18 protein-coding genes are annotated in these 22,295 nt (G+C 45.7%); 7 read left to right on the top strand and 11 right to left on the bottom strand.

The window, feature by feature from the left end; translation table 11 throughout:
- Positions 1-14 precede the first annotated feature (14 nt).
- A complete protein-coding gene (locus SDE_RS02590; RefSeq protein ID WP_158303847.1) occupies positions 15-4,751 on the bottom strand; it encodes a discoidin domain-containing protein in 4,737 nt (1,578 codons plus the stop codon).
- Between the two features lie 445 nt (positions 4,752-5,196).
- Here SDE_RS02590 and rdgC point away from each other — a divergent pair, with 445 nt between their 5' ends.
- Positions 5,197-6,114, top strand: a complete 918-nt coding sequence (gene rdgC, locus SDE_RS02585; protein WP_011466959.1) for a recombination-associated protein RdgC — start codon at positions 5,197-5,199, stop codon at positions 6,112-6,114.
- 89 nt (positions 6,115-6,203) lie between these two features.
- On the opposite strand, the gene SDE_RS02580 is transcribed toward rdgC, so the two are convergent.
- Positions 6,204-7,379, bottom strand: coding sequence for a phosphoglycerate kinase (locus SDE_RS02580; protein WP_011466958.1), 1,176 nt, complete (start codon positions 7,377-7,379; stop codon positions 6,204-6,206).
- Between the two features lie 273 nt (positions 7,380-7,652).
- Positions 7,653-9,656: a transketolase gene (tkt, locus tag SDE_RS02575; protein ID WP_011466957.1), complete on the bottom strand. Its 2,004-nt coding sequence runs from the start codon at positions 9,654-9,656 to the stop codon at positions 7,653-7,655.
- Between the two features lie 313 nt (positions 9,657-9,969).
- Here tkt and SDE_RS02570 point away from each other — a divergent pair, with 313 nt between their 5' ends.
- The 6 genes from SDE_RS02570 (at position 9,970) to SDE_RS02545 (ending at position 17,267) form a co-directional block, all read left to right on the top strand.
- Complete coding sequence (locus SDE_RS02570; RefSeq protein ID WP_011466956.1) at positions 9,970-10,977, top strand: ArsR/SmtB family transcription factor; 1,008 nt, start codon at positions 9,970-9,972, stop codon at positions 10,975-10,977.
- Positions 10,978-11,017: 40 nt separating this feature from the next.
- Positions 11,018-12,166 carry a methionine adenosyltransferase gene (gene metK / locus SDE_RS02565; protein ID WP_011466955.1) on the top strand — a complete coding sequence of 383 codons (1,149 nt, stop codon included), beginning with the start codon at positions 11,018-11,020 and terminating at the stop codon, positions 12,164-12,166.
- Between the two features lie 67 nt (positions 12,167-12,233).
- The gene (gene ahcY, locus SDE_RS02560; protein WP_041324095.1) at positions 12,234-13,625 is read left to right on the top strand and encodes an adenosylhomocysteinase; all 1,392 of its coding nucleotides are present in this window, start codon (positions 12,234-12,236) and stop codon (positions 13,623-13,625) included.
- A 76-nt stretch (positions 13,626-13,701) separates the two neighbouring features.
- Positions 13,702-14,595 (top strand): methylenetetrahydrofolate reductase [NAD(P)H], encoded by an 894-nt coding sequence (gene metF, locus SDE_RS02555; protein WP_011466953.1) that lies wholly within the window; start codon positions 13,702-13,704, stop codon positions 14,593-14,595.
- Between the two features lie 380 nt (positions 14,596-14,975).
- The gene (locus SDE_RS02550) at positions 14,976-15,701 is read left to right on the top strand and encodes a 16S rRNA (uracil(1498)-N(3))-methyltransferase (protein WP_011466952.1); all 726 of its coding nucleotides are present in this window, start codon (positions 14,976-14,978) and stop codon (positions 15,699-15,701) included.
- Positions 15,702-16,178: 477 nt separating this feature from the next.
- Positions 16,179-17,267 carry a tyrosine-type recombinase/integrase gene (locus SDE_RS02545; protein ID WP_011466951.1) on the top strand — a complete coding sequence of 363 codons (1,089 nt, stop codon included), beginning with the start codon at positions 16,179-16,181 and terminating at the stop codon, positions 17,265-17,267.
- Between the two features lie 30 nt (positions 17,268-17,297).
- Here SDE_RS02545 and SDE_RS02540 read toward each other — a convergent pair whose 3' ends face one another.
- The 8 genes from SDE_RS02540 to SDE_RS02500 all read right to left on the bottom strand — a co-directional run bounded on the left by SDE_RS02540 (position 17,298) and on the right by SDE_RS02500 (position 22,292).
- Complete coding sequence (locus SDE_RS02540) at positions 17,298-17,714, bottom strand: hypothetical protein (protein WP_011466950.1); 417 nt, start codon at positions 17,712-17,714, stop codon at positions 17,298-17,300.
- Positions 17,715-17,922: 208 nt separating this feature from the next.
- On the bottom strand, positions 17,923-18,273 hold the full coding sequence (locus SDE_RS02535) for a hypothetical protein (protein WP_011466949.1): 351 nt from the start codon (positions 18,271-18,273) through the stop codon (positions 17,923-17,925).
- 132 nt (positions 18,274-18,405) lie between these two features.
- Entirely contained in the window at positions 18,406-18,726 is a 321-nt protein-coding gene (locus tag SDE_RS02530) for a glutaredoxin (protein ID WP_226986465.1), read from the bottom strand.
- Between the two features lie 685 nt (positions 18,727-19,411).
- Positions 19,412-19,705 (bottom strand): hypothetical protein, encoded by a 294-nt coding sequence (locus SDE_RS02520; RefSeq protein ID WP_041324090.1) that lies wholly within the window; start codon positions 19,703-19,705, stop codon positions 19,412-19,414.
- 147 nt (positions 19,706-19,852) lie between these two features.
- On the bottom strand, positions 19,853-20,176 hold the full coding sequence (locus SDE_RS02515; protein ID WP_226986464.1) for a hypothetical protein: 324 nt from the start codon (positions 20,174-20,176) through the stop codon (positions 19,853-19,855).
- Between the two features lie 152 nt (positions 20,177-20,328).
- On the bottom strand, positions 20,329-20,604 hold the full coding sequence (locus tag SDE_RS02510) for a hypothetical protein (protein WP_041324086.1): 276 nt from the start codon (positions 20,602-20,604) through the stop codon (positions 20,329-20,331).
- A 696-nt stretch (positions 20,605-21,300) separates the two neighbouring features.
- Positions 21,301-21,777 (bottom strand): toxin-antitoxin system YwqK family antitoxin, encoded by a 477-nt coding sequence (locus SDE_RS02505; protein WP_041324084.1) that lies wholly within the window; start codon positions 21,775-21,777, stop codon positions 21,301-21,303.
- A gap of 155 nt (positions 21,778-21,932) precedes the next feature.
- Complete coding sequence (locus tag SDE_RS02500) at positions 21,933-22,292, bottom strand: hypothetical protein (RefSeq protein WP_011466944.1); 360 nt, start codon at positions 22,290-22,292, stop codon at positions 21,933-21,935.
- Positions 22,293-22,295: the final 3 nt, after the last annotated feature.

Below are 22,295 nucleotides of genomic sequence, written 5' to 3'. Positions count from 1 at the left end.
TGGGCGACTAGTAATTAACGATTAACACTCGCTTCGCGAACCAGGCCTGTGCCATTTACGGCGCGAATCGTCCATGTGTTGTTACCAAAAGGCATGCTTTCGCCGCGATAGGATTGCAATACATCGCCGTACACTTCAAATTCCCACAGCGAATAACCGTAAGCGCTAGCGCGTTCTATGCCTTCCATTTTTATGTAGCGAGCAACGGCAGATAAATTATTAATTGTATCTATGCCGCCATCACCACTGTTGGTGTAATACATTTCTTGCCAGTTTTCACCATCGGTGGAAGCGTGCAAGCGGTAAGCGCGACCGTAAGCGCTCTCCCAGTTAAGCACTACACGATTAACAAGATAAGTTTCACCCAAGTCGACAATAATATGCTGAGCATCACTGTATTTACTCTGCCAACGCGTAGCGGGGTCGCCATCGGTTGCGGCGTCCACAATACTGGCGGATGACGTAGATACAATTGTTGAAGAACCTAGAGCGCGGTTACCATTGGCTGCAACGGCAACATCCGACAATACCATTGGCGCTTGCTCGCTAACAAAACCACCATTTACTAATACTTCGTACGAGGCAATACCACTACCTGCGTCCGCAGCAAAGCTCCAGTAAATTTTGTAGTTACTGTCGTTTTCGCTAGCGGCGGTGTAAACGTTGAACGCAGGCGGTGCGCTGGTATCGTTTAAGTCGAAATCAAAGGTTGGTGAACGTGTTTTGCCACCGGCCCAGTTTACGGCCTCTACATACCATGTGTGGCCTCCATTCATTAACACTAAATTGCGATGATCCCACTCAGTATTTTTGGCGGTTGCTAAGTGCTCGTCGTCTACATATATTTCGTAATGACGAATACCTGTTTCGTTATCGCTACTTGCATTCCAGCGGAATCTGGGCAAATTGGGCGAATGGAAAGTATTGTTGCCAGGTGCAACTAACCCAAAGTTTGCTGGGGCAGAATCGTCATTCAAACCATAGTTTTGCAAACCAAAACCAAACTGGAACAATGGGTCGCCATATATGGGTAGAATTTTTTCACCATTCGCAATTTTATTGCGGATCTCTTCGCGCTCGGCAGCGGTTGCGCCCAAGTCGAAGGGTAAATCCCAATGTTCTTGCTGATCGTTTTTATCGTCGCTACCAATTTGCGCCATAGAGCGCGGCAACTGCCAAGGTAAGGTACCAGTGGGTACGTAATCGCCAAAAATTACATCGGCAATAGCTTGACCTGCTCCATCACCGGCGCGATAGGTAAGCATTAGCGCGCTGGCAGAATCTAACGATTCGGTAAGCACACTTGGGCGAGCCAATACATATACCACTACCACGGGAATATCTTGATTGCGGTATTTGCGTATTACATCTAGCTGCGCTTGTGGTAAATACGGCTGCTCGTTTGGCCATGCCGTACCATGGGTATAAGACTCTTCACCCACCACCACTACGGCTACATCTGGGCGAGTAGGCGCATCATTTAAATACACATTTACACCTAACTCTTCACCGCGCTTTTTAATCCCTTTGTAAGCGGTAAGTGCACCGGATGCATAGTGAAAACCACTTTTCCAAATGCCAAACTGGTTGCCTATATCTGCGAACGGCCCATCAACAACAATGCTGTTTATTCGATCGGTATTGATCGGCAAAATATTATCGTTTTTAAGTAAAGTAATCGATTCTTGAGCCGCCTGCACTGCAAGCTTATAGTTGCGGCTAGAAAACCACTCACCACTTCCGTACTCGGCATCGGCATAGGGGTTTTCAAACAAACCCATACGGAATTTCATATCTAATACTTTGCGCACGGAATCGTCGATGCGGTCTTCTGGCACTTCCATAGTGAAGTTACCTTTTACTGCAGGTGCCGCGCCGCCCATTACATCGGCACCGGCCAAGGCCGAGCCCACCCACGAACCGCTGGGCAGCCAATCGGTCATAATTAGGCCTTCTTCAAACCCCATGGCATTGCGCAAGTAGCCAATAATATAGGGGTTATCGCCCGCACCGTGATCATCAGGGCCAAATAAGCGCGTGCCACCATAACCCGGCATAATGCCACTGGTGTTCGCCTCTATAGCCGCATGCCAAGGGCGCATGTGGTAGTGCACGGTTGTACCGTCGTATACCATTTGCTGTTCGCCACCCGCACCTTGGCTTGGCCAATGCTTAGTAGTTACAGATATAGATTGCGGGTTTAATTCTGGCCCTGCCTGTAGGCCCACCAACATTGCGCGCACCATGGCTGCGGCTACATCGGCATCTTCACCACCGCCTTCTTGAATACGCGGGTACAATACTTTGGTACCCACTTCGGCAAGTGGCGACAAGGTACCGCGTGCACCCACCGCTAATTGTTCACGGCGCTGCATATCGGCAAGCTGATAAATTAAATCGTAATTTTTTGTAGCAGCTAAACCCGATTGTGCTGGGTAAGTGGTTTCATAGCCGTGAATAGTGTCTGCCGTAGTGATTGGCGGAATACCATTTTCGTTTGCCCGCGCGTGATCCAATTGCATTTGGTAATCTTCGGCTGGCGTGATAGGGCCAAAATGGAAACCAGCGTTGTGGTATACCTTGCTATCAAAAAACATTTGCATGGCTTTGTCTTCGCGGCTCATTCTGCCAAGCAAATCGTTTACACGCACATCAATGGTGTTGGTGTAATCTTCAAAGGGTTCGATAGAACCGTTTTTATTTGCATCGCGGAAACCATTAATAATATTAACGCCGTCGTCTACGTTTTCCATCACTGGCAGGTATACACTAAAGGTGCCAATATCGGATTGCGTTTGCGCACCGCCCACAGCAACCACAAACCATTTGTAGGTCCAGCGATCTGACAAATCTGGTGCGGTAAATTGTGTATCTGACGTTGTACCTATTTTGGTATAGCGATCTAAAAAGTTACCGGCTTGGGTAAAGTCATAGTCGTTGCGGGTAATATTTAAGTACACGTCGTATTCACCTGCACCGGCAAAAGCATCCCAGCGCAATACGGGGTTGCGGGTGTTGGTAATGACTACGCGATCTTTTGGTGATTGAACCCTGAATGCACCCACTTCTGGACGCTTAGCGGGTGCGGTATACGGGTCTGGAATAATTTCAAATTCCGAATCGCTATTACCTGTGTTTTCGTAAACTTCAAAACTCCACAGCGAAAAGCCGTAACCGGTGCCGCGTGCGCTACCCAACATACGCACATAGCGTGCGGTTACTGGATTGGCAAAGTTAATGTTATCTTCTTCGCCATTGCCGCCCAAAATAATTTCTACATCTTGCCAATTGCTTGCATCGTTAGAAATTTGAATAGTGTAGTTAGCGCCGTAAGCCACTTCCCAATTTAACACTACGCGCTGGAAAGTTTGCGCTGTATCTAAATCGATATAAATCCATTGCGGGTCTGCAGCTTCCGATTCCCAGCGAGTTTCGTCATCGCCGTCGGCCACCGCCTGCGCGTAGTTGCCGCCCACTTCGGTAGAGGCATATACCGGCTTACCCAACGCCAAGTCATCATCATTATTAGACGATTTTTCTACAACCTCTACCTGTATTTGCAAACCGTCATAAACGGTTACGGTTAACGGGAAGTGATTAAGTAGGTTGCCGTTTTTATCAATTGCGGAAATTTCTAAATCGTTATTGGGGCCAAGGCTTACAAAGTCCTTAGTAAAGGTAACGGTTGTACCTTCAAGGTAGGCTACCGATTCATCCACCACAATATTTTGCACGCGAATTTCATCCACACCATCGTTAGCGGCGGGCGATAAACCTAAATTAATAAATTCCACATAGGGGCCAACAATAGGCACATTGACAATTGTGGACGAGTTATCGCCAACGTGACCAATGACACGAAAGCTCCACAGTGAATAACCCCAACCTGTGCCACGGCTAATACCTTGCATGCGTACAAATTGCGCCGAAGTGTTTACGGCAATAATGTCGCTGCCGCCGTCGCCCGAGTCGGTGTAATAAATATCAGTCCAATTATTCGCATCGTTCGAGGTTTGAATTTTGTATTCTTTGCCGTAGGCCGCTTCCCAAGAAAGCTCGATAGATGAAATTACCGACACTTGCTCTAGGTCGACATAAATCCACGCGTCATCCACAAAATCCGATCCCCAGCGGGTAGACTCGTTGCCATCGGTTGCCGCACCGGCACTGTTACCTCCCTCAATTAGCGAGGAGTAAGTGGGCTTGCCTTCGGCTAAGTCTGTGTCGTCTGTGGGCTGCTCAGGCTCACTAGAGCCGTACACACCAAACTCAAACAGCGAGTAACCCCAGCCGGTACCGCGCGCCAACAAATGCAGGCGCACATATTGCGCGCTGCCGCCAGCGGCGGTGCGCTCGGTGCCGCCAGTACCGTTGGTAACAGAGGCAACGGTAGCCCAATTACTACCGTCATTAGAAAATTGAATATCGTAATCCGAGCCGTAAGCCCCTTCCCACACAACTTCTACTTCAGAAATCGTGCTTGGTTGGCCCAAGTCCACGTAGATCCATTGCGGGTCTTCCCAGTCGCTTCCCCAGCGTGTGCCAAGGTTGCCATCGTTAGCTGCAGTTACCTCTAACCTAACCTGAGTGGAAGAGGCAAATATAGGTTTATTTAAAGCTAAATTCGTTTGCGCAGTAGCCTGCGAAATAGAAAGTAACGAGAGTAGTAGTAGCCCAGACGTTATTAAACCGCGCAATAATTTGCGGCCAATAGGTGAGCTAAACATAGTGATATGCAGTAGCCTTTTCATAGTCGACATTCTTTTATTAGATTTTGAACAGCCAAACTTGCAAAGCAAGCAGGCACGACACGGCTTCACCAAACGACGAGCATGTGCGGTATTTTTAAGATCGAATAAACAAGAACTTTGTCTGGGCTACAAAAGAGTATTCGTATTATTGTTATAGGTGCCAATTACGCCGAATGAACGGAAGCGCAGTTATAGTGGTATTTTCACCCCGCAAATACCAGCCAGAGTCGGCGGAGGGGGTAAATGGCACGGCGAGCCGGAAGGTAAAGATACAAAGTGTGATACCCCACACACTCGCGCATACGGCCATTTAGCTTAACACTCTCAGCCCTAATAATGATGTTTGAGCGATAACCGCCCCCCTATCTCTTGGCCGCATAAGCGCTCACCCGTGCTACACTTCGCCCCCAGCTAAATTCACCCCTTACTGCAGACTTTTTACACTATGTGGTTCAAAAACCTTCGCATTTATCGCCTTACCCAACCCTTCGAGCACTCCCCCGAGCAGCTGCACGATTTACTCGCGCCCTTTGAGTTTCAACCCTGTGGCAAGCTCGACCCACAGCGCGGCGGCTGGGTACCCCCACTGGGGCGCCACGGCAGCGAATTTGTGCACGCTGCTAACGGCTACATTATGGTGGCGTTTAAGCAGGAGGAAAAAATACTCCCAAGCGCGGTAGTGAAAGATCACCTAGAACAAAAGGTGGCAGAAATAAGCGAACAAGAAGCTCGCCACGTAAGCCGTAAAGAACGCGAAACATTAAAAGACGAAATAATTTTTACTCTACTGCCCAAGGCATTTACTAAATCGAATATTTGTTTTGCGTATATAGATACCAACGAAAAATTGTTAGTGGTGAATGCTTCGTCAGCTAAACGCGCAGAAGATTTAATGGCAGCACTGCGTGAAGCAGTAGGCAGCTTCCCTTGTGTGCCACTCAACCCAACGCAACCACCGCCCTCGGTAATGACCAGCTGGCTGCGTGACAACACCATAAGCGCAGGCTTAGAGCTAGGCGAAGAATGCGAACTTACCGCCCCTAAAGATGGCCGTATTATTCGCTGCAAAAACCAAGACCTAACCGCAGACGAAGTGCTAAGCCACATCAACACAGGTATGGTTGTAAATAAAATTGCGGTTATTTGGAAAGAAGGCGTGCAATTAATTATCGACGACCAATTCGCCTTCAAACGCTTAAAATTCGAAGAAATAATCCAAGAAAAAGCCCAATCCAGTAACGCCGACAGCATGGCCGAAGAATTCGACCAAGAATTCGCCATTATGACCGTAGAACTATCGCAAATGATTAAAGACCTAGTAAAAGCCTTTGGCGGAATAGAAACACTAGATACCAATAATTAATCGCGAATAGCTAATCACTAATAAAAAAACCGCCAATCGGCGGTTTTTTTCAAGCTGTTAACTGTTCCCTGTCAACTGTCACCTATCCCTTAACCCTTAGCTCTCTCTTCTAACATCACTACAGCGGGTAACGGCTTCCCTTCTACGTATTCCAAGAAAGCACCCCCACCGGTAGAAATGTAAGAAACGCCGTCGGCCAAACCGAATTTATCAATTGCCGCTAAGGTGTCACCGCCGCCGGCAATAGAGAAGCCTTCGCTTTCTGCAATTGCGCGCGCAACCACTTCGGTACCTTTAGCAAACGCATCAAACTCGAAAACGCCACACGGGCCGTTCCAAATAATGGTTTTAGCATCTTTCAAAATAGCGGCAACTTTTTGCGCAGTTTCTGGGCCGTAGTCAATAATTTCTTCGTCGGCTTGAATATCTGCAGGTACTTTAACTTCAGTTACAGAGTTGTGATTCCAATCGCTGAAGCCCTCTTTAGTTACTCGCACATCGTGCGCGTAAATAACTTCAGTTTCTGCACACAAGCGTTGCGCTTCTGGAATTAAATCTTTTTCGTATAAAGAGTTGCCTACTTCGTTACCGGCAGCAGCAACGAAAGTGTTGGAGATACCGCCACCCACAACCATTACATCAACAATTTTAGAAAGCGCATCTAATACGGTTAATTTTGTAGAAACTTTAGAGCCACCTACCACCGCAACCATTGGGCGCGCAGGGTTGGCTAGGGCTTTTTCTAATGCACTCAACTCGCCAGACAATAGCGGGCCTGCGCAGGCAACCGGTGCAAATTTCGCGACGCCGTGGGTAGATGCTTGCGCGCGGTGCGCGGTACCGAATGCATCCATCACAAATACGTCGCACAATGCTGCGTACGCTTTAGCTAATGTTTCGTCGTCTTTTTTCTCGCCCACGTTAAAGCGCACGTTTTCTAGCAATACAACTTCGCCTTCAGCAACAGCAACGCCTTCTTGCCAGTTTTTTACCAAGCCCACTTCTTTGCCCAACAATTTGGTTAAGCGTGCAGCAACAGGCTTTAAAGAAAATTCGTCAGCGTATTCGCCTTCGGTAGGGCGGCCCAAGTGAGACATCAACATCACTTTAGCACCCGCGTCTACTGCGGCTTTGATGGTAGGCAATGATGCTTGGATACGTACATCGGAGGTGATTTCACCATCCTGTAGGGGTACGTTTAGATCTTGGCGAATAAGAACGCGTTTGCCTTTAAGATCGAGGTCCTTCATCTGAATAACAGCCATGGATATTTCCTCTTGAGTCATGCTTAGGTAAAAAAGATAAGGTGAGTATGTGACGTTTATAGTACTGCTTGGCAGCGTGTAGCATGCTTAGCGGCCAATTTATAGTGGCAACAAGTAGAAGCAGCTTAGACCAAATACTTTCGATGCGCGGATTATAAGGTTCACAGCCCAATAAGCAACAAAACCTGCAGCCATTCATGCGGCAATTAAAAAATAATCGCGCGCAAAAATGGTGCAGGCCTGTTGTTTAGCGAGAAAACCTTAAGCTAACGCTTAGTCTTCTAGCAATTCTTTAACGGTGTTTACGACGTTTTCTACAGTAAAACCGAAGTACTCAAGCAATGCGCCACCCGGTGCAGATTCACCGAAGGTGGTCATGCCCACTACGCGGCCATCAATGCCTACGTATTTCGCCCAGTAGTCAACGTGTGACGTTTCTACCGCTACGCGATGGGTAACCGCAATAGGTAATACAGATTCTTTGTAGGCGGCATCTTGCTGATCGAACACATTGGTACAAGGCATGGATACAACACGCACCTTCACGCCTTCACCCGCTAGCTGTGCTGCGGCATCTACGGTAATACCCACTTCAGAACCAGTGGCAATTAGCATCACTTCTGGCTCGCCGTCGCAATCTACTAGTACGTATGCACCGCGCGCCATGTTGGCTATTTGCTCGTCGTCGTGGCTTTGCGCCTTAACGCCTTGACGGGTAAATACCAATGCGCTTGGGCCGTCTTTACGCATTACTGCAGATTTCCAAGCAACCGCAGATTCAACTGCATCCGCTGGGCGCCAAGTATTTAGGTTTGGCGTTAAACGCAACGCGGCCAACTGCTCGATAGGCTGGTGAGTTGGGCCGTCTTCACCCTGACCAATGGAATCGTGGGTGTAAACAAAAATATTTGGCAACTTCATCAATGCAGACATACGCACAGCGTTGCGCGCGTATTCCATAAACATTAAGAAGGTTGCGCCGTAGTTAATAAAGCCACCGTGAGCAGCAATACCATTCATAATGGCGCTCATACCAAATTCACGCACACCGTAGTAAATATAGTTGCCGCTGGCATCTTCGCGCGTAACAGGCTTAGAACCGCTCCACATGGTGAGGTTAGAGCCAGCCAAATCGGCAGAGCCACCGAGTAGCTCTGGCAATGCAGCGCCAAATTCTGCAATAGTGTTTTGTGACGCTTTACGGGTGGCAATGCTTTCGCCTTTTTCGTTAACAGCTTTAATAAACGCATCGGCTTTAGCTTCGAAATCTGCAGGCAAGTCACCGTTTAATACGCGGCGCTCAAACTCGGCCGCCAAAGCGGGCTGTGCAGCCTTGTATGCTTCAAACTTGGCTTCCCATGCAGACTGTGCCGCTGCACCTTTTTCTTTCGCATCCCAACCAGCGTAAACGTTGTCTGGAATTTCGAATGGCGCATGAGGCCAGCCCAAAAATTCGCGCGCTGCGGCAATTTCTGCATCGCCTAATGGTGCGCCGTGACAATCGTGAGAACCGCTCTTGTTAGGTGAACCAAAACCAATGGTGGTTTTAGTACAAATCAACGTTGGCTTGCCTGTTTCTGCTTGCGCAGCTTCTACCGCCGCTTTAATAGCTTCTGGGTCGTGACCATCTACCGCTGGGATAACATGCCAGCCATAAGCTTCAAAACGTGCTGGGGTATTATCGGTAAACCAGCCTTCTACGTGACCATCAATAGAAATACCGTTGTCGTCCCAAAAGGCAATTAATTTGCCCAAGCCCAAGGTGCCAGCAAGTGAACAGGTTTCGTGAGAAACACCTTCCATCAAACAGCCATCACCTAAAAAGCAGTAGGTGTAGTGATCAACAATATCGTGACCATCGCGGTTAAACTGCGCAGCCAACATTTTTTCGGCAAGCGCCATACCTACGGCGTTACTGATACCTTGGCCAAGTGGGCCAGTGGTAGTTTCTACACCTGGGGTATAACCCAACTCTGGGTGACCTGGGGTTTTAGAGTGCAACTGACGGAACTGAGCCAACTCGCTCATTGGCAAGTCGTAACCGCTAAGGTGCAACAAAGAATAAATAAGCATAGAGCCGTGGCCGTTTGACAATACAAAACGGTCGCGATCGGCCCAATTAGGGTTGCTTGGGTTGTGCTTGAGGAAGTCATTCCACAGCACTTCCGCAATATCGGCCATTCCCATTGGTGCACCTGGGTGACCACTATTTGCTTTTTGTACGGCGTCCATACTTAATGCACGGATGGCATTCGCAAGTTCTCTGCGTGAAGACATTGGGGTTTAACTCCTGATTATGTAGGGTTAGGTATTGTGGCGAGGCGTAAATTTAGATACATCTTAGCCCTATCTTGGCAAGCTACAGCCTTGGTACGTGCATCCAGCCAGAAAAAAGTGCGGCTATTCTCTCTTACTATGCCCAAATCGTAAACTCCCCTTATAGTCTTTTTAACTACAAATAAGCGGAATCCGCAAATCGAGCAAGAAAATGGCACATTAGGTAGTATTATATTATATATAAACCATATTCATAGCCCACCTATATCAATATTTTTTGATATAGGTGGGCTAGACTGCTAAACTTGCGCCCATGAATGCACCTCTCAACACCACAACAAACGGCGCCAGCCCCATAGACAGCACACAAAGCGCACTTGTGCGCCTGCTAAAAGCGGCGGGTGACGAGTTGCGAGTGGATATTTTACGCGCCCTTTCCACCGACTCCTTTGGTGTTTTAGAGCTGTGCCAAGTATTCGAAACCAAGCAATCGGGTATGAGCCACCATTTAAAGGTGCTGGCAAACGCGGGCTTGGTGTGTACGCGCCGTGAGGGCAATTCGATTTTTTATCGCCGCGATAGCCTGTCGGCATCCGGCGAATTTAGCCAACTAAAAGCCGAGCTTTTTAGCAGCATAGACGCCCTGCCGCTCAGCCCAGAAGTTGCCGAACGCAAAGCCGGTATTTACAAACAGCGCGCCGAAGCTTCGCGCATATTTTTTGCCGAGCAAGCAGGCAGCTTTAAACAGCAGCAAGATTTAATAGCCGGCTTTGATGTGTACGGCCCGCAAATAGACGAGTTATTGGCTACGCTTAAACTGCCCAGCCACCAGCGCGCGCTAGAAATAGGCCCGGGCGAAGGCGACTTTTTGCCTTACTTAAGCAAGCGCTTTAATAACGTTATTGCGCTCGACAACGCCAGCACTATGCTGCAAAAAGCGCAGGCTTATAGCGAGCAACAAGCCTTAAACAATATTCAGTTTGTATTGAACGACACCAGTTACTGCAGCCAACAACCAAACAGTTTGGATTGCGTGGTAATAAACATGGTGCTGCACCACACACCGTCGCCCAACCAAATATTTGCCGATGTAAGCCAATCGCTTAAACCCGGCGGCGCATTAATTGTGTGTGAACTGTGCGAACACGATCAAGACTGGGCCAAACAAGCCTGCGGCGATATTTGGTTAGGCTTTGCCCCCGCCGATCTCAGTGCATGGGCAAAAGAACACAATCTCTACGCCGAGCAAAATATTTATTTTGCCCTGCGCAACGGTTTTCAAATTCAGATCCAACAATTTACTAAACGTATTAACACTTAATTTCATTGCTAACCCGCTTACCTCTAGATAGGAAACACTCATGGCGCAATACTCTTTATTTACTTCGGAATCCGTATCCGAAGGCCATCCAGATAAAATGGCCGACCAAATATCAGACGCAATTTTAGATGCAATTTTAGCGGATGATAAAAACGCACGCGTTGCGGTAGAAACCATGGTGAAGACCGGTATGGCCATTGTTGCCGGTGAAGTGCGCACCTCTACCTATATCGACTTAGAAGACTTAATTCGCGATGTAATTTTAGATATAGGCTACAACAGCAGCGACGTGGGCTTTGATGGCGCATCCTGTGCGGTATTAAATGCAATTGGCAAACAATCTGCCGATATCGCCATGGGTGTGGATGAAGCTAACAATAAAGACCTAGGCGCAGGCGACCAAGGTTTAATGTTCGGCTATGCCACCAACGAAACCGATGTGCTTATGCCAGCACCCATCTACTACTCGCACCGCTTAGTAGAAAAACAAGCAGAGCTGCGCAAAAACGGCAAATTAAATTGGTTGCGTCCAGATGCAAAAAGCCAAGTAACCTTGCGTTACGATAACGGCAAACCTGTTGCAGTAGATGCGGTTGTACTGTCTACCCAACACAACCCAGATGTATCGCAAGCAACTATTCGCGAAGCGGTAATGGAAGAAATTATTAAAACCACGTTACCTGCAGAGTGGCTGCATGCCGATACCAAATACCACATTAACCCAACAGGCCAATTTATTATTGGTGGCCCAGTGGGCGATTGCGGTTTAACCGGTCGCAAAATTATTGTAGATACTTACGGCGGCATGGCTCGTCACGGTGGCGGTGCATTCTCGGGTAAAGACCCGTCCAAAGTGGATCGCTCTGCGGCATACGCTGGTCGCTATGTGGCTAAAAATATTGTTGCTGCTGGCCTTGCGTCGCGCTGTGAAATTCAAGTGTCCTATGCAATTGGTGTGGCAGAGCCTACATCTATCTCTGTAAACACATTTGGAACAGGCTCCATTGCCGATAGCGAAATTAGCAAATTAGTTGCCCAGCACTTTGACCTGCGCCCACGCGGCATTATAGAAATGCTGGATTTATTGCGTCCTATTTATCGCAAAACGGCTGCCTATGGTCACTTCGGTCGCGAAGAGCCCGAGTTTACCTGGGAAAAAACCGACAAAGTGGCCGCACTACAAGGCTAATCAACCCATTACCGCCGGCAGTTTACAAACACAAACTGCCGCAGCACACACTTATTTGGATATTATTATGACAACATTTACCGATTACAAAGTTGCAGCAAAAACGGCTGAAGAATTTAAAAAAGATGCCGAGTACGGCCGCCGCGAAATTGAAATTGCCGAAGGCGAAATGCCTGCGCTAATGGCGTTGCGTACACGCTACAAAGCCGAGCAGCCATTAGCCGGTGCAAAAATTATGGGTTGTATCCATATGACAATCCAAACCGCTGTACTTATTGAAACCTTAGTAGAGCTAGGAGCACAAGTGCGCTGGTCTTCGTGCAACATTTTCTCCACGCAAGACCACGCAGCAGCAGCCATTGCTGCCGCAGGTATTCCAGTGTTTGCATGGAAAGGTGAAACCGAAGAAGAATTTTTATGGTGTATAGAACAAACCATTTTAGAAGACGGCAAACCTTGGGATGCCAATATTATTTTGGATGACGGTGGCGACCTAACCGAAATGGTTCACACCAAATACCCAGCAATGCTAGATAAAATACACGGTATTTCTGAAGAAACCACCACGGGTGTTCACCGTTTAGCAGAGATGATTAAAAAGGGCACACTAAAAGTACCCGCTATTAACGTTAACGATGCAGTAACCAAATCTAAAAACGACAACAAGTACGGCTGCCGCCACAGCTTAAACGACGCAATCAAGCGCGGTACGGACCATTTGTTATCAGGTAAAAAAGCATTGGTTATTGGTTACGGCGATGTGGGTAAAGGCTCTGCAGCGTCTTTGCGTCAAGAAGGCATGATTGTAAAAGTAACTGAAATCGACCCAATATGCGCAATGCAAGCGTGCATGGATGGCTATGAAGTTGTATCGCCTTACATCAACGGCGAAAACACCGGCAAGCTAGAAAACGTAGACAAAGATTTACTCGGCAAAACCGATTTAATTGTCACCACAACCGGTAACGCAAACGTATGTGATAGCGCTATGCTGCAAGCTCTAAAAAGCGGCGCAGTAGTGTGTAACATTGGCCATTTCGACAACGAAATAGATACCGCCTTTATGCGCAAAAACTGGGAGTGGATAGAAGTTAAACCACAAGTACATAAAGTTGTGCGCAACGCCGCTACTAACGACCATTTAATTTTATTATCTGAAGGTCGCTTGGTGAACTTGGGCAACGCTACTGGCCACCCTTCACGCATTATGGATGGCTCGTTTGCCAACCAAGTACTGGCGCAAATGTACCTTTACGAAGCCAAATTTGCCGATTTACCAGCTGACAAAAAAGCAGAAAACATTTACTTAAAAGTACTGCCTAAAAAATTAGACGAAGAAGTAGCAAAAGCCATGGTAGAAGGTTTTGGCGGCGTAATGACCAAACTTACCCCGGCACAAGCTGAATACATAGGCGTAGAAATAGATGGCCCATACAAGCCAGAATCCTACAAGTACTAAACAACACCTGTAGGCTTTAAATTAATAATTACCGTGCTGACACGCTCAGCACGGACTATTAAAGAAGGTAATCGCTATGAGCGAACAACAAGAGTTTCGGTTGAGTTTTGAATTCTTCCCGCCCAAAACAGACGTGGGCAGAGAAAAACTCATTACCGTGCGCAAAGAACTAAACGATATTCACCCAGACTTTTTCTCTGTTACCTACGGTGCTGGCGGCTCTACCCGCGACAACACTAAAGGTATAGTGAAAAAAATGCGCGAAGAAGGCCTAAACGTTGCCCCACACCTAAGCTTTGGCGGCGATACAGAGCAAACAATTTTACCGCTACTGCAAGAATACAAAGACATGGGTGTAGACCGCATTGTCGCCCTTCGTGGCGACATGCCTTCTGGCGTAGGCGGCGCCCAGCAATTGGTATATGCCAACGAATTGGTTGCATTCATTCGCAAACATTTCGACGACTATTTCCATCTAGAAGTAGCCGCTTACCCAGAAATTCACCCAGAGGCCACCTCCTACTTGGATGATGTACGCTACCTAAAAGGTAAATTCGACGCGGGCGCCAACAGTGCTATTACCCAGTACTTTTTTAACCCCGATGCGTATTTTTACTTTATGGATCAATGCCAAAAAGAAGGCATAGACCAACCTATTTACCCAGGTATTATGCCCATTCTAAATTATCGTAACTTGGCACGCTTTAGCGATAGCTGCGGAGCAGATATTCCTCGCTGGATGCGCAAACGCATGGAATCGTTTGGCGACAACCAAGAAGCGTTAATATCGTTTGGTATAGATTGGATAAGCGAACTGTGCGACACATTACTAGATGCCGGCGCACCAGGTTTACACTTCTACACCATGAACCAAACCGAGCCCACGGCGACTATTATTAAGAACCTAGGGCTAGAAGACGCACCCGATGCGCAAGAACACAACCACGAAGGTTGTGGGCATGAACATTAGGGGCTAGCTAACAGCTAACAGCTAACAGCTAACAGCTAACAGCTAACAGCTAACAGCTAACAGCTAACAGCTAACAGCTAACAGCTAACAGCTAACAGCTAACAGCTAACAGCTAACAGCTAACAGCTAACAGCTAACAGCTAACAGTGAGTTTGGTTTTGCCAAACTTTATGTCAAGTGTTGAATTCAAACTATAATTACTGGTTAATAAAAACTAGTAATTATAGTTTGTCGCCATGTTGACTATTTAGTCCATTAAAGTATAAATTTATTTTTAGCCAGATCACTGTAACCCACAAGTAACATCTAAATTATCCCTTCAACACGTAACTAGCTACTCATACTTAGTATTGCCTAGCTATTCGAATATTGGATTTATCATGCGTATTCCCCGCATCTATATCGACAAACCGATTACCGCCAATGCAAACCTAGACCTAGATGGCCCAACGGCTCACTACTTATTAAAAGTACTGCGGATGGAAAGCGGGCGTGAACTTATTTTATTTAATGGTAAGGGCGGTGAATACAGCGCGGTAATAGAAAGCGCAGGTAAAAAAAATGTTTTCTGCAAAGTTGGTAAACACAACACCCGCGAAAGCGAAAGTAGCCTACAAACGGAATTAGCTATTGGTATATCTCGGGGCGACCGAATGGATTGGGTTTTGCAAAAAGCCACCGAGCTTGGCGTTAGCCGTATAATACCGCTATTTGCGGACCGATCTGAAGTTAAATTGAAAGGCGAGCGCCTAGAAAAGAAAATGCAACATTGGCAGCAAATACTCATCTCAGCCTGCGAGCAATGTACACGTAACACCTTGCCAACATTACTACCAGCTTGCCCTCTTGATGAGTACTTAGCCTCGACACAAGCCGAACAAAAGTTCGTGCTACATCACCGCACCCACAAAAAATTGCGTGACATAACCAAACCTAAGAGCGCAGCTCTACTCATTGGCCCAGAAGGCGGCTTGACCGATAACGAAATCCAAAATGCCGAACGAAAAGGCTTTAATGCATTAGCACTAGGCCCTCGAATACTAAGAACAGAAACAGCCCCTATCGCAGCGCTATCTATTCTGCAATTTGTTTGGGGGGATGTTTAATTTTTGGTAAAAACCAACTTAAACAGAGGACATAGTAACTACACAAGTCAAAAGCCAATCAAACACGTCTCACCTCGTCGGGAAGAATAACCACAACGGAGAAGCCCCACGACATGAGCCCAAAATTAATACCGAACCATTAAAGCCGCTTCTGATGACCCACAAAAAATATAAAGCGAGAACAATCGAACGACTTAACACTGATCGCCAAGCCCAAGCCATATAGTTTAAATTAAACTCTAGGCGTACCAATCACAATCAAACCCGCCAACCAGCCCCGTCATCCCAAGACCATACTCATTTTTCCACCACTCTAAAGCGCAGGACTCAACCGCAATCGAGACCTCCACCTCACGTAATTAAGTACTAACCCTCACCGCCCCTACCTAGCTGCAAGCCACAACACACCTGTTCATCAATATTCACGCCTACTAGTACTAAGGCACTTTCAGTCAAACTAAAATCTAGGAACTGCAGATGTTAAAAACGGACCAATTACGTTATGAAGCGCTTTACAATAAACATATTAATGCGCTAATTCGACAAGGAAAAGCCGCAACAACAATCGACGCTTATTCTCGCGCAGTACGTCGAATCACTTACTTTTTCGACGAATCACCAGACACGTTGACTCAAGATCACTTCGAAAAATATTTCCAATCACTCATCCAGACGCACTCTTGGTCAACAGTAAAAACCGATAGGAACGGCCTCCAGTTTTTCTACAAATACGTACTACAAAAAGAATGGAAATGGGTAAATATCGTCAAACCACCTGTTGTGAAGGTCCTGCCAGACGTACTTACCATTGACGAAATACATCGATTACTTGATAGCGCCAAAGACTTGCGCTATCAAACATTTATACTTGTTTGCTTTAGCATGGGGTTACGTTTAAGCGAAACACTAAACCTAAAAGTTGGAGATATAGACAGCGAGCGTATGAAAGTACATATTCGTGAGGGAAAAGGTAAAAAAGACCGCTATGTCACACTCCCCCTATCCGCACTGCAAGCACTAAGAAAATACTGGAAAACACACCGTAATCCGAACTACCTATTTCCTAGCGGTAATACCGCAGCACAGCGACAAGACGCCACCATCCACATGGGAAGAGGTCGCCTACAACAGAAGTTCAGAAGCATAGTCCGTCACTCAGGGATTAGAAAAAAAATATCCATACACTCCCTTAGACACAGCTATGGAACACTGTTGACAGAAGCAAATATAAGCCTGAGAAAAATACAACAAGAAATGGGGCATGTATCACCTAATACGACAGCTCGATACACCCAACTATCAGACGTATTTGAAATGCATACAGAAAACAAAATCAATACGTTAATGAACCGCGTGGCTTGGCGACAACCCGAGAAAAATAAAACGAACGAAAACAAAGACTATTCGGATTCACCACACACAGAAATCAATACCCAGCGAACAACCATAAACTACAACAGCGGACCAACAGACGAAAATAATAATCCACAACGGAGAAAAACCGACCGGCCGACAGTTTGCAGCCGATGCGCGAGTGAAATAAAAACCAGGAATGAACCACCGTGATGCTAGTTTTAGTGGTGCTTGAGCGTATTGTTAGGCAAGGTTTTCTGTTTTACGCTTTTCATATTCGGGCCAGCTCCAACCTCCATCGAACTCCTCAATCCCAATATCGCACCCTTCTGCAAGATTGAGTTCTTTAAATATACCCTCGTCTCTTAATTTTAGAATCACTTTCTTTATTAATTCACCTTTTTTCTCAGATTGGGCATCGTAATCTTTGAAGCTTTGAAACGTGGGCAGCGACAAGATGCCCTCTTCCTGGGCTAGTTCGAGAGTCCATGAACCATCTGGGCCTGCACCTTCATTTGTGTCTATGTAAAGATAGAATAGACCAGCCTGATCTATTTGATATCCTGCTTGTATGAAGTGAACCTTCTCCTCTTTAGGAAAGGCCGCCACTCTATTTTTGATGTATCGGGTAATTGCTTTCTTTTCGAGGTAGCTGAGCATTTCTCCTCCTCAGTTGCCTAACGCAAAGTGCAGCGGCAGTTTGTGGAGTGGCGTTTTGTGCGAGCGTAGCGGAAAGCACAAAAAAAGCCACGGAACAAACTGTCCGACTGGCACGACTTGTTATACGATTTTAACTTAAACAAAGGATAACCTCAGTTTGAGCGTTTTCGTGAGTAAGTTTAACCGGTTTACACAAACTTACATTCAGTCAGCTTAAAAAGCTAACTAGACTTTTAAATTTACTTTCGCTATCAATCTCTCTAGGTGAAAGATCTAACTCTATTTCCGATTCGACGAAGAAATGGCAGTTTATACAAATGCCATTCTCTAAAACAATGCCGAGCGTTGTGGGATCGGATTCTTGCAAATGCCTAATTTCATTAAAGTTTTCCGGTAAACTAACAAGATTTTGGCCATGTGTAAATTTCAATTCGTAAACCGAACCACGAATGTTGTGTAGAAATAGATCCCAAACGGACTCATCGATATCTTCAATATAGATATCTCTTAACGAACCCTCTGGCTCTAATTCTTTTTTTACATCACGCCATTCTTTCATATTGGTTTCGTATAACGCCGCCCACAGGGGCCGCAGTGGAGGTGATTGTTTTGTGCAAGCGTAGCGAAAAGCACAAAACAAGCGCCGGAACGAAGGTCCAAGCCGCGATGCGGCTGAGCCTGGTGGGCCTTGTTAGAGTTTTTGGCCATTAATTAAATACCGCCCCAAAGCAGCACCAAGAATTATTGATATAGGCAATACAAATACAGCACCCATTAAACCACCGATTGTACCGGCCATAATCGCTTCTAAAATTGGTATAGAGCCTGAACTAATTGCCATTGCGCCCATATATAGTAACCCTGATGTGAGCGCTGACGGAAAACTTATAATTACCGTTGCAACATAGGGCTCGTATTGAAAGCGCTCGCCAGGAATAAGCTTATACCATCCCGAGAAAAACCAGCCAAATATAGATGCCGTTATAAACGCGATACCGGTAAGAACAACCATTGCATTCTCTAAGTTTTCAAGAATCGTAAAAGAAAGAGATAGAACACCAACAGCTGCTAGTAAAGCGTTTAAAACTGAACTCTTTACCTTTAAATTGAAATCGCTCATGACTATGATGCTCGCAACTCTAACGCAGAGCTAAACGGCGCACAAAGTGGAGCTGCTTTTGTGCGAAAATTTGCGAAGCAAATGCACAAAAGAAGCGGAGCTTTGGGCGTCCAGTGGAGGCCACAGGCCGGAACGGTGTTTTAGCGTTTTGTTATGAAAGACCACGAACCATACCTGCAACACCTTAAATATTTTATTACCAACTAAATTGATTAGTAACCCATACATGCTTTTAATATTACTTATAGCCGCGTTGCCTTAACGCCAAAACAGTAGCGCCAACCTTCTTTTCTTTAAGTAGAGTTCACAAAACAGCTTAGAAAATACTCGCTAGAATTGCGTTTAGCCTAGTACTTTTACAATTAGAATGGAAGTGAAAAACAGAGGAAAAAGCCATTCCATAGCGCATACAAATTAACCTAAATTTAAACCTTAAAACTGACCTTGGCGATACCTAGCTGGTAGCTCATAACGCCGTTATAACCTGCATTTTGGGTGGAGTGTAGTGCTGTGCAACAATGAGCGCAGCGAATGCACAGAACGAAGCGTAGCCCAAAATGTCAGGTTTATAACTTTGTTATGCATTTTTGGCCAGCCGTAACCGAACATATTTATATATGATAGTTAAAGGAATTAGAACACAGGACAAAGCGAAACTGGCCACAGAAATAAAGACTATACCCGACAACATTCCCGCCTCCAACTCTATATTAACGCTCATTCCAATGACTACAGACAATACAAATGAAACAACCAACATTTTTAAAGGCTTTATATCATACGCTTCTGGAGAAAAATAAGCAGCCAGCACCCAAACAAGCAATGCTGGTGACAAACCTAGAATAATTAAAACCGGTAACAAGAAAAACATGGGTATTGAACCTGCCCCAAATATGCATAACGCAAAGCTAAACGGCGCACAAAGTGGAGCTGCTTTTGTGCGAATATTTGCGAAGCAAATGCACAAAAGAAGCGGAGCTTTGGGCGTCCAGTGGAGGCCACAGGCCGGAACGGTGTTTTAGCGTTTTGTTAGGTGCGGAAGGTAGATAGCACCCAAAAAGCACAACAAGGATGTTGATATACCTAAAAACATTACAGCTTGTTGACGTACTTTGGCTGACTTTTTTAACATTTTGTCGTTACCAAGAATCCATGATTTTGAAAATTCATAGCTTTTCTTATCTTCAGCGGCCATCAAATCAATATTGATAAATCTATTTTCAATTGAGTGCATAGCACCTTCAGTAGTAAGTTTCATCAACGGATATTCCAATGCACTTAGTACAGGCGTAACAAGGCAAACAACGCCCCAGACAACTAGAAATATCCGTATTTTTTTCATCTTCATGTACACCTAACGCATAGCTAAACGGCGCACAAAGTGGAGCTGCTTTTGTGCGAAAATTTGCGAAGCAAATGCACAAAAGAAGCGGAGCTTTGGGCGTCCAGTGGAGGCCGCAGGCCGAAACGGTGTTTTAGCGTATTGTTAGGCATTTAACTCCTAGCAACGATGAAGACTTCAATCGCTTCGGCATCTCGAAATATTATATACCCTTTTAAACCAGCCAAACTAGCCCAACTTTTTTCATCAGTAGTAAAGTAATATGCGCAGTCACCAGCACTGAATGAATCCTGAAACTGATCCCATTTAACCTTTAGCTTCTCGTTTTCGTATGGCTGAACCTCAACTTTATACAGCGCCAGAATTTGTTCGATACTTTTTGGAGAGGAGTACTTATATTTTTTTAACCTCTCATCAATACCATCCAACGTGCAATGAGAAACTCCAGAGCTGTGATTATCTCTGAGAGAAGTACATCCAGACAATAAAATTATAGTTACGGTTAGAAAAAGTATTCGCATATTCGCCATTGATGCCTAACGCAGAGCTAAACAGCGCACAAAGTGGAGCTGCTTTTGTGCAATAATTTGCGAAGCAAATGCACAAACAAGCGGAGCTTTGGGCGTCCAGTGGAGGCCGCAGGCCGGAACGGTGTTTTAGCGTTTTGTTATGAGAGACCACGAACCACACCTGCAACACCTGCAACACCTTAAATATTTTATTACCAACTAAATTGATTAGTAACACATACATGCTTTTGATTTTATTATAGCCGCGTTGCCTTAACGCCAAAACAGTAGCACCAACCTTCTTTGCTTTAAGTACAGATCACAAAACAGCTTAGAAAATACTCGCTAGAATTGCGTTTAGCCTAGTACTTTTACAATTAGAATGAAAGTGAAAAACCGAGGAAAAAGCCATTCCATAGCACATTCAAATTGACCTAAACTTAAACCTTAAAACCGACCTTGGCGATACCTAGCTGGTAGCTCATAACGCAGAGCTAAACGGCGCACAAAGTGGAGCTGCTTTTGTGCAATAATTTGCGAAGCAAATGCACAAAAGAAGCGGAGCTTTGGGCGTCCAGTGGAGGCCAAAGGCCGGAACGGTGTTTTAGCGTATTGTTATAACTCGGGACCATTCTTATATAGCCCAAGCTCAACAGGCCCTTCGAAATCTTTAGACTCACCCATTTCATAGCGCCATTTTTGAAACAGAATGCCTTCTGAATTGTATCGAAGGCGCTCACCATTTAACTTACCTTTGTAATACTCACAGACCTCGTAACTGCCGTCAGTTTTATGTACTTCACAAACTCCATGGTATTCGTTGTTTCGATAAAATACGTCTTTATGAACTTTTCCGTTTTTATACCAATACAACCAATGACCTTGCTTTCGTTGTTTATAAACCCAACCCTTATAGGCAGGATTGCCATTACTGCGGTGTTTCTCTTTCCATGAGCCATAGAGCTCAACGTTAGAGAGTAGAAATTCATGAAGCTCAGGGTCTAATGGCCCTTCGAGAGTATCCCATATTAAGTGAAATACCTTTTCTCGATTAGGCAATAAACTTAGGACACTTTCTTTTACGTTCTCCAATCTTCCCACCAGTGAGTTATAACGCATAGCTAAACGGCGCACAAAGTGGAGCTGGTTTGTGCAACAATTTGCGAAGCAAATGCACAAACAAGCGGAGCTTTGGGCGTCCAGTGGAGGCCGCAGGCCGAAACGGTGTTTTAGCGTATTGTTATGCATTAATTAAATGCAATGATGGTGTATGTTTTACCTGGACCATACTGGTTATCGCTATTAAAAGTTACATCTACCGATACAGCTTCATTTTCTGCGTATTCTCGATCTCCGCATTTTTCTACATTAACCCATAGCTGTATTTCGTTTCTGCCGTCAGTAATTGCCCCATAACAACCAGCGTCCCCTTCGTACATCCAAAATGACATTTTCCCAGATAACGTTACAACTTCGTGCGACGACGTAGGCAAAGTGGGAAACGCACCACTTGTCTCTTTGGGCTGCTCTAATTCATTAGTGGTTCGGTCAGAGCAAGCAGCCCCAAACAACACAAAAGAAATTACTACCAGTTTCCATAACTTCATTTT

The sequence above is a fragment of the Saccharophagus degradans 2-40 genome (genome assembly GCF_000013665.1).
Classification (GTDB): domain Bacteria; phylum Pseudomonadota; class Gammaproteobacteria; order Pseudomonadales; family Cellvibrionaceae; genus Saccharophagus; species Saccharophagus degradans.
This window is presented reverse-complemented; position numbering and strand designations above follow the sequence as displayed.

Excerpts from the sequence above, each read along its gene's own strand:
- SDE_RS02550 (WP_011466952.1), top strand. The coding sequence starts at position 14,976 with ATGCGTATTCCCCGCATCTATATCGACAAACCGATTACCGCCAATGCA.
- metF (WP_011466953.1), top strand. The coding sequence starts at position 13,702 with ATGAGCGAACAACAAGAGTTTCGGTTGAGTTTTGAATTCTTCCCGCCC.
- SDE_RS02520 (WP_041324090.1), bottom strand. The coding sequence starts at position 19,705 with ATGTTTTTCTTGTTACCGGTTTTAATTATTCTAGGTTTGTCACCAGCA.
- SDE_RS02580 (WP_011466958.1), bottom strand. The coding sequence starts at position 7,379 with ATGGCTGTTATTCAGATGAAGGACCTCGATCTTAAAGGCAAACGCGTT.
- SDE_RS02570 (WP_011466956.1), top strand. The coding sequence starts at position 9,970 with ATGAATGCACCTCTCAACACCACAACAAACGGCGCCAGCCCCATAGAC.
- SDE_RS02530 (WP_226986465.1), bottom strand. The coding sequence starts at position 18,726 with ATGGTTGTTCTTACCGGTATCGCGTTTATAACGGCATCTATATTTGGC.
- SDE_RS02590 (WP_158303847.1), bottom strand. The coding sequence starts at position 4,751 with ATGAAAAGGCTACTGCATATCACTATGTTTAGCTCACCTATTGGCCGC.
- SDE_RS02535 (WP_011466949.1), bottom strand. The coding sequence starts at position 18,273 with ATGAAAGAATGGCGTGATGTAAAAAAAGAATTAGAGCCAGAGGGTTCG.
- metK (WP_011466955.1), top strand. The coding sequence starts at position 11,018 with ATGGCGCAATACTCTTTATTTACTTCGGAATCCGTATCCGAAGGCCAT.
- SDE_RS02545 (WP_011466951.1), top strand. The coding sequence starts at position 16,179 with ATGTTAAAAACGGACCAATTACGTTATGAAGCGCTTTACAATAAACAT.
- ahcY (WP_041324095.1), top strand. The coding sequence starts at position 12,234 with ATGACAACATTTACCGATTACAAAGTTGCAGCAAAAACGGCTGAAGAA.
- SDE_RS02540 (WP_011466950.1), bottom strand. The coding sequence starts at position 17,714 with ATGCTCAGCTACCTCGAAAAGAAAGCAATTACCCGATACATCAAAAAT.
- rdgC (WP_011466959.1), top strand. The coding sequence starts at position 5,197 with ATGTGGTTCAAAAACCTTCGCATTTATCGCCTTACCCAACCCTTCGAG.
- SDE_RS02500 (WP_011466944.1), bottom strand. The coding sequence starts at position 22,292 with ATGAAGTTATGGAAACTGGTAGTAATTTCTTTTGTGTTGTTTGGGGCT.
- tkt (WP_011466957.1), bottom strand. The coding sequence starts at position 9,656 with ATGTCTTCACGCAGAGAACTTGCGAATGCCATCCGTGCATTAAGTATG.
- SDE_RS02515 (WP_226986464.1), bottom strand. The coding sequence starts at position 20,176 with ATGAAAAAAATACGGATATTTCTAGTTGTCTGGGGCGTTGTTTGCCTT.